At 71.1% G+C, this 12658-nt stretch carries 13 protein-coding genes; 4 read left to right on the forward strand and 9 right to left on the reverse strand.

Annotated features, from left to right (window positions below):
- Nucleotides 1-368, reverse strand: a 368-nt coding sequence (locus ACWIE7_RS15645) for an LLM class flavin-dependent oxidoreductase (protein ID WP_454069879.1), incomplete at its 3' end; no start/stop codon positions are given.
- A 152-nt stretch (nucleotides 369-520) separates the two neighbouring features.
- Here ACWIE7_RS15645 and ACWIE7_RS15650 point away from each other — a divergent pair.
- A complete protein-coding gene (locus ACWIE7_RS15650; RefSeq protein WP_452098033.1) occupies nucleotides 521-1285 on the forward strand; it encodes a DeoR/GlpR family DNA-binding transcription regulator in 765 nt (254 codons plus the stop codon).
- Between the two features lie 131 nt (nucleotides 1286-1416).
- Nucleotides 1417-2550: a transaldolase gene (gene tal, locus ACWIE7_RS15655; protein WP_454069880.1), complete on the forward strand. Its 1134-nt coding sequence runs from the start codon at nucleotides 1417-1419 to the stop codon at nucleotides 2548-2550.
- Nucleotides 2551-2612: 62 nt separating this feature from the next.
- Here tal and ACWIE7_RS15660 read toward each other — a convergent pair whose 3' ends face one another.
- Together ACWIE7_RS15660 and ACWIE7_RS15665 are read right to left on the reverse strand one after the other, a co-directional pair.
- Entirely contained in the window at nucleotides 2613-4274 is a 1662-nt protein-coding gene (locus tag ACWIE7_RS15660; RefSeq protein ID WP_454069881.1) for an acyl-CoA dehydrogenase family protein, read from the reverse strand.
- Nucleotides 4275-4300: 26 nt separating this feature from the next.
- A complete protein-coding gene (locus tag ACWIE7_RS15665) occupies nucleotides 4301-5134 on the reverse strand; it encodes an acyl-CoA thioesterase (RefSeq protein WP_454069882.1) in 834 nt (277 codons plus the stop codon).
- A 201-nt stretch (nucleotides 5135-5335) separates the two neighbouring features.
- On the opposite strand from ACWIE7_RS15665, the gene ACWIE7_RS15670 reads away from it, so the two are divergent.
- Nucleotides 5336-5836, forward strand: coding sequence for a hypothetical protein (locus tag ACWIE7_RS15670; RefSeq protein ID WP_454069883.1), 501 nt, complete (start codon nucleotides 5336-5338; stop codon nucleotides 5834-5836).
- A 178-nt stretch (nucleotides 5837-6014) separates the two neighbouring features.
- Here ACWIE7_RS15670 and ACWIE7_RS15675 read toward each other — a convergent pair whose 3' ends face one another.
- The 3 genes from ACWIE7_RS15675 to ACWIE7_RS15685 all read right to left on the reverse strand — a co-directional run bounded on the left by ACWIE7_RS15675 (nucleotide 6015) and on the right by ACWIE7_RS15685 (nucleotide 8238).
- Entirely contained in the window at nucleotides 6015-6170 is a 156-nt protein-coding gene (locus tag ACWIE7_RS15675) for a hypothetical protein (RefSeq protein WP_454069884.1), read from the reverse strand.
- Nucleotides 6171-6182: 12 nt separating this feature from the next.
- Complete coding sequence (locus ACWIE7_RS15680; RefSeq protein WP_454069885.1) at nucleotides 6183-6599, reverse strand: hypothetical protein; 417 nt, start codon at nucleotides 6597-6599, stop codon at nucleotides 6183-6185.
- 64 nt (nucleotides 6600-6663) lie between these two features.
- Nucleotides 6664-8238: an acyl-CoA synthetase gene (locus ACWIE7_RS15685; protein WP_454069886.1), complete on the reverse strand. Its 1575-nt coding sequence runs from the start codon at nucleotides 8236-8238 to the stop codon at nucleotides 6664-6666.
- A gap of 99 nt (nucleotides 8239-8337) precedes the next feature.
- On the opposite strand from ACWIE7_RS15685, the gene ACWIE7_RS15690 reads away from it, so the two are divergent.
- On the forward strand, nucleotides 8338-9720 hold the full coding sequence (locus ACWIE7_RS15690) for an alpha/beta hydrolase domain-containing protein (RefSeq protein ID WP_454069887.1): 1383 nt from the start codon (nucleotides 8338-8340) through the stop codon (nucleotides 9718-9720).
- Here ACWIE7_RS15690 and ACWIE7_RS15695 read toward each other — a convergent pair.
- From ACWIE7_RS15695 to ACWIE7_RS15705, 3 genes are read right to left on the reverse strand one after another with little or no spacing between them, the layout of a single operon-like run.
- Entirely contained in the window at nucleotides 9710-10405 is a 696-nt protein-coding gene (locus ACWIE7_RS15695) for a lysoplasmalogenase family protein (protein ID WP_454069888.1), read from the reverse strand. The two genes, ACWIE7_RS15690 and ACWIE7_RS15695, sit on opposite strands and share 11 nt — an antisense overlap.
- 37 nt (nucleotides 10406-10442) lie before the next feature.
- Nucleotides 10443-11858 (reverse strand): MFS transporter, encoded by a 1416-nt coding sequence (locus tag ACWIE7_RS15700; RefSeq protein WP_454069889.1) that lies wholly within the window; start codon nucleotides 11856-11858, stop codon nucleotides 10443-10445.
- Complete coding sequence (locus ACWIE7_RS15705) at nucleotides 11855-12361, reverse strand: MarR family winged helix-turn-helix transcriptional regulator (protein WP_454069890.1); 507 nt, start codon at nucleotides 12359-12361, stop codon at nucleotides 11855-11857. Before ACWIE7_RS15705 ends, ACWIE7_RS15700 begins: the two co-directional genes overlap by 4 nt.
- Nucleotides 12362-12658 lie beyond the last annotated feature (297 nt).

The following is a 12658-nucleotide window of genomic DNA, read 5'->3' on the forward strand; positions in this document are numbered from 1 at the left end:
TCCGGCCACTCGCCGTCGATCCCGCCGGTGGCCACTTCGTTGAGGGCCTCGCCGGTCCCGACGCCCAGCATGATGCGTCCCGGGTACAGGCACGCCATGGTCGCGAATGCCTGGGCGATCACGGCGGGGTTGTAACGGAAGGTCGGTGTCATGACGGAGGTGCCGATCTGGACCCGCTCGGTCCGTTCGCCCACCGCGGCCATCCAGGCCATGGAGAACGGGGCGTGGCCGCCGTTGTGTCGCCACGGCTGGAAGTGGTCGGAGACGGTCACCGAGTCCATTCCGTGCGCTTCGGCGGAGACGGCGATCTCCACCAACTCGCGTGGGGCGAACTGTTCCGCCGAGGCCTTGAGTCCGAGTCGGAGCATGCGTGTCTACTCATTTCGCGTCGCTGCGTGCTGCACGAATCCGTGCAGCAAAGTCTGAAAGTACCAGTAAGCGTGCAAACCAGGCCGGGGATTGCGCACAATCGTTTAGGGTGGCCGCAGACGTGGCGAGAGACGCCCGCGCAGGGGGAGATGTGTCGGTCCAGCAGAGACGCCGAGAGATAGTCCGAAGGCTGCACCGGGACGGGTATGTCGAGGCCAAGAAGCTCTCCGTGGAGTTGGGGGTCGACGCATCGACGATCCGGCGCGACCTCGACGGGCTGGTGCGCGGTGGTCAGGCCGAGCGCACACATGGCGGAGCCCGGCCTGTCGGCGGTGCGGCGTTCGAAGTCCCCTACGCGGTCAAGGAGTTCGAGCACCGCCGGCAGAAGGTGGCCATCGCCCGTCATGCCGCCAAGCGTGTGCACGAGGGCGACAGCGTGATCCTCGACAGTGGATCGACCACGTTCCAGGTGGCGGTGGCGCTGCGGCACGTCCCGGATCTGACCTTCATCACCAACGACCTGCGGATCGCCACCCTGCTCGCGGGGCTACCGGGTGTCCGACTCTTCCTCGCCGGCGGTGAGCTGCTGAACACGGTCTACACGCTGGTCGGTCCGCGCGCGACGGACTTCTTCTCGGACTTCTCCGCCACCTGGGCATTCCTCGGCGCCGATGCCGTGGACCCGGCGGCGGGGATCACCAACACCAACACCCTGGAAGTGCCGGTCAAGAGGGCCATGCTCGCCGCGTCGGCCACCTCCGTCGTGGTGGCGGACAGCACTAAGTTCGGCACCCGCACGCTGGCGCGGGTCGCCGATTTCGACGAGGTGGACGTGCTGGTCACCGATCCCGGGCTGGACCCGGCCCGCGCCGCAGAGTACGGGGCGGCGTTCGAGATCGCGGAGCTCGACGACTGATCCGTGCCCGCATGCCTGTTTCCGCTCTCGCCGGCTTTCCTCCGCGGCCCGTCCTGCTGAACCCGTCCCGACCATCCACCGACGCAACCCTCGCACCGAGCGCGGCGGCACGCCGCCGCAGAAAGGTTCCCATGAACCAGAACCAGAACCAGAACCAGAACCTGTCCGCACTGTCTGAGGCGGGGGTCTCCGTGTGGCTCGACGATCTGTCGCGCGACCTCATCTCCTCGGGCAAGCTGGCTGAACTGGTGGCCACACGCTCGGTCGTCGGCGTGACCACCAATCCGTCCATCTTCCAGGCGGCGCTCAGTTCGGGAACCGCGTATGACACCCAGGTCGCAGCACTCGCCGCGGAGGGCGCTGATGTCGATACCGTGATCCGGACGACCACGACCGACGACGTCCGCGCTGCCTGTGACGTGCTCGACCCGGTGTTCGCGGTGTCGGACGAGGTCGACGGCCGGGTGTCGATCGAAGTGGACCCGCGCCTCGCCCACGACGCGGACGCCACTGTCGCGCAGGCGATCGAACTGTGGCGGATCGTTGATCGCCCCAACCTCCTCATCAAGATTCCGGCCACCGTGGCGGGACTGGAGGCGATCCGCCGGGTGATCGCCGAGGGGATCAGCGTCAACGTCACGCTGATCTTCTCCGTCGATCGTTACGTGCAGGTCATGCAGTCCTATCTGGAGGGGCTGTCCGCCGCCGCCGAGGCGGGCCACGACCTGGGTTCCATCCACTCGGTCGCCTCGTTCTTCGTGTCCCGGGTGGACACCGAGGTCGATGCTCGGCTCGCGGAACTCGGCACCGGGGAGGCGCGCGACCTGCAGGGCAAGGCCGCCCTCGCCAACGCACGGCTCGCGTACGCCGAGTACTGCGAGGTGTTCTCCTCCGGTGCCCGCTTCGCCGAGCTGGCCGGCCGGGGCGCCCGGCCACAGCGTCCACTGTGGGCGTCGACCGGCGTCAAGAACCCGGAGTACGACGACACCCTCTACGTGAGCGGTCTCATCGCTCCGGGCACGGTCAACACCATGCCCGCGTCCACCATGGAGGCCTTCGCGGACCACGGCCGGGTCGAGAAGGACCCGGTCGTCGGTCGGGCCGAGCAGTCTGCGGAGACCTTCCGGAGCCTCGAGCGGGTCGGCGTGGATCTGGTCGAGGTGTTCGACAAGCTGGAGGCGGAGGGTGTCGCCAAGTTCGAGTCGGCATGGACCGGACTACTGCAGACAACGGCGCAGCAGATCCGGGCGAACGCTGAAAACTGACAACCTGCCCAAGCGGCGCGCCCGGGCCCATTGCGGTCGTCGACTCACGTGTCAGGCGCTGCTCAGGCCCGGGCGACGAGGGCGGCGATGTCGACGCCGTCGGGCAGGGCGCCGTACTCGGCCGAGCGATCGGGACCCAGCCGGGCCAGGCAGAACGCCGCCGCGACCGGGGCCGGGGCATAGGCGAGCAGGGTCGCGGCCTGCAGCGCCAGCGCCATCGCCTCGACCAGGCGGCGGGCGATCGCGGGCGCCGCGACCGGATCGGAGGCGGCCCGGCCGATGAGGGCGCGGACATGCTCGACGTGCTGGTCGAACAGCCCGTTCCGGCCCAGCTGGGCGGCGAGTTCGGCGTCGAACGCGGTCACCGACTCGGGCTCGCGGGCCATCGCCCGCAACACGTCCAGGGCGATGACGTTGCCCGATCCCTCCCACACCGCGAGCACCGGCTGCTCCCGGTACCGGCGGGCCAAGGGGAATGCCTCGGTGTACCCGTTGCCGCCGAGGCACTCGAGCGACTCGTAGGCGTGGTTCGGCCCGCGCTTACAGATCCAGTACTTGGCCACGGCGGTGGCGAGTCGGCGGAAGGGGGCGGCGTCCTCGTCGTCGTGGGCGGCGGCCAGGCGCAGTGCGGTCCAGGTCGCGGCCTCGGACTCGAGCTGCAGGTCGGCGATAACCGCGGCCATCGCCGGCTGATCGATCAGGGTCGCGCCGAAGGCCGCGCGATGACGGGCGTGCCACGCCGCCTCGGCCACGCCCTGACGCATGCCGGCGGCCGCGCCGAGCACGCAGTCCAGCCGGGTGCGGCCGACCATCTCGATGATCGTGCGCACCCCGCGGCCGGGTTCGCCGACCATCCAGCCCAGCGTGCCGTCGAATTCGACCTCGGAGGAGGCGTTGGACTTGTTGCCGAGCTTGTCCTTGAGCCGCTGGACCAGGAACGGGTTGCGTTCGCCGCCCGGCAGCACGCGCGGCACGAGAAAGCAGCTCAGCCCTTCCGGGGCCTGCGCCAGCACGAGGAACGCATCCGACTGCGGCGCGGAGCAGAACCACTTGTGGCCGCGCAGGGCGTACATGCCGGAGCCGGCGGCCGCGGCAGAGGACTCCGCGGTGACGGGCTCGGCAGTGGTGGTGTTGGCGCGCACGTCCGAGCCGCCCTGCTTCTCGGTCATGGCCATCCCGAACAGCACGCCCGACTTGGTGGCGGGATCCCGCAGCTCGGGGTCATACACCGTCGACAGCAGCGCAGGCTCCCACTCCGCGGCGAGCTCGGGACTCATCCGCAGTGACGGCACCACCGCGTGCGTCATCGACAGCGGGCAGCCGTGCCCGGCCTCGATCTGCGAGACCAGCATGAACCCGGCCGCCCGCTCGACGTTCGCGCCCACACCGGGGTCCGCCCACGCCGACGTGTGCAGGCCGCGGGAGACCGAGAACTCCATGATCCGGTGGTAGGCCGGATGGAACTCGATCTCGTCCGCGCGGTTGCCCCACCGGTCGTGCGAGTGGTGCACCGGGGTGATCGTGTTGGCCAGCTCCGCATCGTGCTGGTACTGCTCCGTGCCGACGTGCCGACCGATCTCGTGGAACCACTCGGACTTCGCGCTCGGCGCGAACGCCGCCAGCGCCTCCTGCAGCGCCGGGTTGAGGGCGAACTCGTCCACCCCGACCCGCGGCGGAGCCTGGTTGAGGACCTCGTGGGTGGTGCTGTTGCGCGTCGTCGACATGTGCTGCCCCTCTACAGGCGTGAAAATCAGGACTTGAAGTACATCAACTGGTTACTGATGGCGAGCAGCGTGCCGTCGCGGGACCATAGCCGTGCCGACTCGTCGTGATAGCTGCCGTGGAAGCGGTGCGCGTGGACGCTCCCGAGCACGAAATCCGTGCCCTGCGCCTCGAGCTCGTCCGCCGTGGCTATGAAATAGATCGACAGCGTCACGGTCCCCGCGGGTACCGGCCGTCCGAGCCGCAGGAACGAGCGCGGGAAGAACGAATCACCCAGGGCCGTCAGGGAGAGGTGGTCGAGACCGCGTTCCGGCGAGTCGCGGATCCACATGGTCGTGGTCGACGTCGTCGTCCCTTCATCTCCCGCGACGTCGTCCCACCCACCGGTGACGAACCGCATGTCGTAGTTTCCGATCCAGCGCACCCCGCGATCCTCCGATGCGCGCGGCACGTCCTCCGGCGCCGGGACCTCCGGCGGGCCGGTCTCGGTCTCCGACCACGTCTCGCGGCGCAGGCCCGTCAGCGCGGTGGCGGTGGTGACCACCTCGTCGCCCTGACGCATCTCCAGGACCCAGTGCTGGTTGGAGCGGTTCGTGCGCACGGGGCGGGCCTCGATGAGGAACTCGCCGTCGGCGACCGGGCCCGCGTAGTTGAGCGTGAGCGCCAGCGGGTCGCCGTGCCGCTCGGGGTGCTGCAGGACCGCATTGAGCATCGTCGCCGCCGTGGTGCCGCCGAACGGGCCCACCATGTTGGCCCAGGCTTCGTGGGTGCGGCCACGGAACCGGTGCTCGCCGTCGGGCGTCAGGGCGACGACCTGGTCGAGGACGTGCGTGGGGGTCTCGTCGATGGAGGTCTCGGGCACGGTGCACCTTCCTGGCGGGCGGCGGAACGGGACGCGGGTGGGGCGAGCCGCCGGCTGGATCCACCGTACCCACGCCGGGTGGCGCGGTGAGACGCAGGACACAACGTGGGAGATGTGACGGGTAACACCATCGATGCCGCGGGGGATATGACCTGTGAAGGCAGACAGTCTTTGTGCCAATGTTTGGAAAGGACGGCCCTCATGTCCCGGACGATCAGAACACTCACCGCCACGGCGTGCGTAGCAGGCCTGATCGCTGCGGTCGCGCCCGCCGCGAACGCCATCAACACCGACTCGCTCGGCGGCCCGCCGGCCGGGTGCGAGGTCGACGTCGAGCAGGTCGCCGAGGAGACGCCCGGCCCCTTCGACGGCGTCGGCTGGACGGTCGGCGAGCACGGCAACCTGTGCGGCAACCTCGGCTATCTGTTCCTCGAGACCGAGGGCGGCACCGTCTCCTCGCCCACCAAGGTCCTGCTCTACCACCACGGCGAGCAGGTCGCGACGCAGCCCGGCGACACGCCCCGCGTGCTGCTCGGCGGCCACAGTGACTTCCACGTCGCGCTGCGCATCCAGCAGCCGCCCGCGGAGGGCGAGGCCAACGCCGACGCCGGCTACCTCACCACCGTCTACGTCTGGAACCCCCTCGCGGGCGACGGCGACGCCACCCCGATCGGGCCGCTGCCGCCCGGCATCACCATCTGACGTGGTGAGCTGACGTCGTGGACGGGTCCGGGCCGGAGCGACCGGCAGACGAGGCCCCCGCGGAGGCCGGGGGGTCGCGCCCGGGCCCACCCCGGGGCGTGATCGCCGCGGCGGTCGTGTTGGTCGCGTTGTTGGCGATCGGCGTCGCTGTGGTGGTCGGCCTGCGCCTCAGCGGTAGTTACCTGGGCGAGGAGGTCGCCTCGGGCCCGCTGCCGACCAGCACGAGGACCCCGGTCACGCGACCGGATCGCAGCACGCGGTCCACCACGACCAGCACCGCCACCGCGACGACCGCCCGCCGCGCCACCGCCGCGTGCGATGCGCGCGCGATCAACGCCGACCTCGGCTACCCGCGCAGCGGATCGCGCATCATCGACTGCGGCGGCGGGTGGGCCGTCATGGCCAGCGAGCACTCCGGCGATCCGTACTGGGTGTCCTTCCGCGACGGTCGCTGGCGCACGGTTCGCGACGTCTCGATGTACCTGATGACCTGCCCCGACGAGGCCATCGCCAAGGGGGCGCCGGCGTGGTTGGCGGACAAACATCTGAACACCTGCCCGTCGCTCAACCCCCCGACGCCGGTCACGCGCCCGAGCGTGCGGCCCACCCCGCCGCCGCCTCCCGGTAGCCCGACCAGGCCGACGATCCCGACGCCCCCGGCCAGCCCACCGAGCTCGTCGACCCCCGTGGGTTCGACGGGCGCGACGAGTACGACGACGACAACCCCGACGACGACGACAACGACGCCAGCCGCCGGGGCCACGTCCCGCTCCGTGGAGGTCGAATAGGCCGGTGCGGCGGACCCGCCGGAGGCGAGCAGAGTGCGGTCAGCGGCTGACCGCCGCGTCCGGCCCGCCCAGCTCCTGCCGGAGGTTGCGCTTGAGGAGCTTGCCGGTGGCGGTCCTGGGGAGTTCGTCGACCAGCACGACCTCGGACGGCGCCTTGAAATGGGCGATGCGGCCTCTGGTCCACTGCCGCAGCCCGTCGGCGTCGACGCTCGCCCCCTCGGTGCGGACGACCACCGCCATCACCCGTTCGCCCCACTTCGCGTCGGGCACGCCGATGACCGCCACCTCGCGAACCTCCGGGTGCTGGTACATCACCTGCTCGACCTCGATGGGGTAGACGTTCTCACCGCCCGTGATGACCATGTCCTTCTTGCGGTCCACCAGGGTGTAGAAGCCCTCCTCGTCGACGTGGGCCAGGTCCCCGGTGTGGAACCAACCGTTCCGCAGCGCCTTGGCGGTCTCGTCGGGCTTGTTCCAGTAGCCGATGAACACGTTGGGTCCGCGGACGCACAGTTCGCCGACCTCGCCGATCGGTACCTGCACGCCCTCCTCGTCAACGATGCGGAAGTCGTTGAACTGCGCGGGCCGGCCGATGGAGCCGGCGTGCGCGACGACGTCCTCCGGCTGGAGGCAGGCCGCGATGGGGGCGGTCTCGGTCATCCCGAACCCTTCGGTGAACTCCATGCCGGCCTCCCGCAGGGCGGTGATCACCGTGATCGGGCACGGTGCCCCGCCGCTGATGCCGGAGCGCAGCGTGGACAGGTCCGCGGTCTGGAGCGCCCCGGACTGGGCGACGGCCGCCCACATCGCGGGGACGAGGAACGCCTTGGTCACCCTGTGCCGGGAGACCGCCTCGAGCCAGGCGTCGGGCGCGAAGGCTTCCGTGATCACCACCTGGGCGCCGATGAACAGGAACGGCAGGGTGTGCACCCCGAGCGCACCGATGTGGAACAGCGGCGCGGCGGAGATGGTGATGTCGGTGCGGCCGAGACCCGAGTCGAAGCCCATCCCGTTGACCGCGTTGTAGAAGAAGTTCCCGTGCGTGAGCATGGCGCCCTTCGGGCGTCCAGTGGTGCCCGAGGTGTACATGAGCACGCAGATATCGTCGTGGGAGATCTCGCGCTCCACCCGCTCCGGCGACCCACCGGCGAGGAACTCCTCGTAATCGCCGGCGCTGCCGCCCCCCGAGGTGGTGGCGCGCTCTGCCAGGGTCGGCACCGTCACGGAGCGTTGGATCCGCCGGTTGTCGGCGGTAGCGCCGGCAGCAAGCTCGGCGAATGCGGTGCTGTGGAACAGGAATGACGACCCGGAGTCCTCCAGCACGTAGGCCACCTCCGAGGCGTGGAGGCGGAAGTTGACGGGCACCGCGATCGCGCCCAGCTTGGCCACCGCGAAGTAGATCTCCATCATCTGCGGGCTGTTGAGCAGGAGCATCGCCACGCGGTCGCCGCGCTGGACCCCGTTGGCATCGAGGGCTGCGGCGAGCTGGTTGGTCCGCGTCTCGAGTTGGGAGTAGGTGGTCACGGCGCCGCCCACGTCGTCGACGAGTGCCGTCCGCTGTCCGTTGCGCAGCGCGTGCTGGGTGAGCCAGGAACCGTATCCGCGATCAGTCATGGTGTGACGGTAACCACATATCGCGAAGTGCACTGGCCGAACGCAGCGGGCCCGGGCAAACGCGGACTGGACGACTCGCCAACAGGCACAATCGCAGGCATGGCTGACTCCGCACGCGCGACGTTCACCGAACTCACCGAGGGCAGGCCGTTCCCGCCCATGACCGGCCGGACGCCCGCCGACCTCGCCGCCGCCGGGTTCGTCGAGTCCGAGTGGGCCGTATCCGGCGAGGCCGCCTCCTATGCCGCGACGGTCACGCCGGAGGACGGCCGGTTCGAGATCACCGATGCCGACACCGCGCCGTATGCCACCCGCGCCCTCGTGCGCCGCCCGGCCGACCCGGCGGCGTTCAGCGGCGTGGTGCTGGTGGAGTGGCTCAACGTCAGTGGCGGCCAGGACGCCGCCCCCGATTTCACCTACCTCGCCGACGAGATCCTGCGCGCCGGGCACGCGTGGGTGGGCGTGTCCGCGCAGTTCATCGCGGTCGAGGGCGGCGACGCCGCGGTGGGGATGGGCGGCCAGACCACGGGGCTGCGCGCGACCCGGCCCGAGCGGTACGGCGACCTGCACCACCCCGGCGACGCCTACGCCTACGACATCATCACGCAGGTCGGCCGCTACGCGCGCGATCCGCAGGCCGGGACCGCGCCAGACGGCCCGCTCGGCGATCTGCGGCCGCAGCAGGTTATCGCGGTGGGCGAGTCGCAGTCGGCGTTCGCGCTGACCTCGTACGTCAACGGCGTGCACGCCCGCGCCGGAGTGTTCGACGCGTTCCTCCTCCACAGCCGTGGAGCCGGCTTCCTGCCCTTCGACGACCGCGGCCGCGGCGCCGACATCCGGGCGGCGCTCAGCGTGGGTCCGGCGCGACTGCGCGAGGACGTCGGCGTGCCGGTGCTGCTCGTGCAGGCGGAGGGCGATCTCATCGGGATGATCGGGTCGCTGCCGGCGCGCCAGCCCGATTCTGACTGGGTCACCACGTGGGAGATCGCTGGCCAGGCGCACGCGGACCTGTACCAGTTGGGCGAGTTCGCGCAGTTCGTCGACTGCAACGGCCCGAGCAACTCCGGCCAGCAGGTGTTCGTCCTGCGCGCCGGGCTGCGCCACCTGGTGTCATGGGCGGGCGGGGGAGCGCGCCCACCGGCCGCGCCACCGGTAGAGATCGACGACGACGACGCCACCACCCGCAACCCCGCCACCGGGACGCTCGGCAACAGTCGGGGCGGCGTGCGCACCCCGGTGGTGGACGCTCCGGTCGAGCATCTGACCGGCGAGCCGGATCGGGATGCGCAGCCGATGTGCATGCTGCTGGGCCGGACGCTGGAGGTGGACGAGCAGGAGTTGCGCGAGCGGTGGGAGAGTCGGGCGCAGTACCTGGCCGCCTACGCCGCGGCCACGGACCGGCTTATCGCGGAAGGGTTTCTGCTGGCCGACGACCGCGAGGAGATCCTCGCCGACGCCCGCCCGGAGCGCATCACCTGGTGACGGGCCCGGGCCGATCTCGGCGCAGTGGTGAGCGGCCGGCGGTGCGGTCGGGCGAGCGGGTGAGCAGGATGACCGCCACGAACAGGGCCTGCGCCGCCACGTAGGTGGCCATCACCACCAGATCGCGCTGCGGCCAGTCGACCAGTTCCGGCCGGAAGGCGCCCAGGGCGATCAGCCCGTCGGAGAGCACGAACAGCGCGCCGCCGAGGCCGCCCACCCAGCCGTGGCTCGCCGCCAGGTACGCCACCGCGAGCAACAGCAGTCCGTAGACCACGACGGCCGGCGCGAGCATCCCCGCGGACGGCACCGTGACCGCGAGCAGCGCGGCCGCGACCACCACGAGCAGCAGCGTCCACGCCATCGGCGGGCGGCCCCGCTCGACGCGGGTGAAGGCCACGATCCACAGCACCTGCGCCACGGCGAACCCGCCGACCATCGCCAGGAACTTCGCGTCCTCCGGCATGACCCGCGGCAGCGAATCGCCCACCCAGCTGCCGGCCAACGCGCCAAGGGCCCAGGGCCAGGCGGGCCCGCCGTCGTCGCGAGGCAACGTCAGCAGCACCACCGCCAGCGCGGGCATGAGAAAGACCTGCGTCCACGCGGCCGCGGTCGTCGCATCGGCAACCAGCGCGATCAGGTGGGCCAGGGTCACGACCACGACGGGGATCCAGCTCAGCAGGGGCATGCGGTGAACGGTATCGCCCGCAGATGCGGGCGTGGGGCTACAGGCGGGCTCGTCGTCGTCCTCGTCGTCGTCCCACGACCGCGTGCACCAGTAGTGCTGCCGTCACCACCACGCAGCACACCACGCCCACGCCGAATGCGACGGTGATGCCCTCGTCGGTCGAGTAGGTCGAATCCGACGGGTGGGCGGCGAGCACCGCGGCGGAGAGGGCGGCGCCGAACGCCCCGCCGACCGTGCGCAACACCTGGTTGAAGCTCACCGCGCTGCCCAACTGGTGCACCGCCACGCTGCGGGCGATCAGCGCGGGCATCGCCGCGTAGCCCGAGCCGATCCCCACGCCGAACAGGAACATCCCCAGGGCGAGTGACCAGATGTGGTCGTGGTTGAGCCACAGCAGCACCGACGCGGCCGTCATCACCGCGGCACCGACCGGCAGGAACACCGCCATGTCCACGCGGCGGGACAGCACGCGCACCGAGCGGTTGGCGGTCAGGCTGCCGATCGACAGCGGGGCCATCATGAAGCCCGCCCACATCACGGGCACCGCCAGACCGAAGCCGGTGGAGGTGGGCGCCTGCGCGACGAGGCTGGCGATGGACAACCCGATGTACATGGCCACGCCGAGGCCGATCGCGGTGGCGTTGGCCAGCAGCACCTCCGGGGTGCGCACGACCCGCAGGTTGACCAGCGGATGCGGGGTCCGGACGCTGTGCAGTCCCCACGCGACCAGGGCGACGAGCGCCACGGCGAGCACCGCCAGCGTGGCCGGAGCGGCCCAGCCCCAGTCCTGCGCCTCGGAGATCCACAGGACGAGTGCGGCCAGACCGACGCCCAGTAGGATCGCGCCGCGCAGGTCGAAGGGAGTACGCGGCGCGAGGGGGTCGGGGCCGCCGGGCACGAAGCGCCGCACCCCGACCGCGGCGGTGACGACGAAGACGGCCGCGAACGCGAACGCGGCACGATGGTCGAACGTCGCCGCGAGGACCCCGGTCAGCGGGTAACCCAGCCCGAGGCCGATCGATACGGTCACCGACAGGGTCGATATCGCGGGTTGTGAGTCGGCGAAGCTCATGTGCCGGCGGGCCAGGGCGATGGTGACCGGCACCGTCCCGTACAGCAGCCCCTGCAGCGCGCGGCCGAGGAGGAACACCGTGAAGTTCGTCGCGACCGTGGCGACGACGGAGCCGACGAAGATCACGGCCAGGCTGACCAGGAGCAGTCGCCGGGTGTGCGGGCCGTCGGCGAGGCGACCCATGACCGGGGTCGCCACCGCGCCGACCAGCAGGTTCACGGTGAGCATCCACTGCGCCTGGCTGACGGGGATGTCGAACTGGGCCGCCACCGACGGCACCAGCAGCATGCCGAGAGAGCTGACGACCGAGCTGGTCAGCGCGGCGTACACCAGGGCCTGGACGAACCAGCGGGGTGCGGGGCGGCGGTCGACAGCGGTCATCGCCGGGCCCCCGGGGAGCCGGCGGCGTCTGCTGCACCGGGGGCGTCCGCGTCCAGGCGGCGAAGCAGCGGGATCGCGGCGGCGATGGTGGCGCGGTCGGCGTCGTCGAGATGGTCTGCGACCGAGCGGGCCAGCCAGTCCTGTCCGGCGGTCTGCTCGGCGCGAAGTCGTTCGCGGCCGGAGTCGGTGAGCTGGACCAGGACGCGGCGGCCGTCGTCCGGGTCCGGGCTGCGCCGGATCAGGCCTAGTTCCTCGAGCTCCCGGACGGCGTTGGCGATCGCCTGGTGGCTGATCCGCTCGAGGCCCGCCAGGTCGGTCGCCGTCAGCGGGCCGCGGCCGGCGAGGTGCGACAGGATGCCGACCTTGCCGAGCGACAGGGTGCGGTGGGCGTTGAACCGTCTCCACAGTGGGCGCAGGGCATCACGCAGTTCCGCGGCCAATGTGGCGGGGTCGGCGGGGTCGGCGGGGTCGGTGGGGTCGGTGGGGTCGGTGGGGAGGGTCACCCGCCCAACTGTACAACCAAGTTGCGCAACTACGTTGCGGAGTCGGCGCCCCCGCTCGCCCCCGCACGCCCCCGCACGCCCCGCTCGCTCCCGCCCGCCGCCCGCCCGGGCATCGCGAAGAGCGTTCCGCACACGTTTCCCGAGAGGGGGTGTGCGGAACGCTCTTTTCGACGGGGGTGGACCAGCGGTGGGGTGGCTCCGTCAGTAGGTCCCGCAGTTGGTGGGCGCGGGGACCCCGTCGATCCGGTCGGCCAGATACTGCACGGTCCCGGGCAGGCCGGCGAGCATCGGCGTCGC

Source organism: Dietzia sp. NPDC055343, from assembly GCF_053645265.1.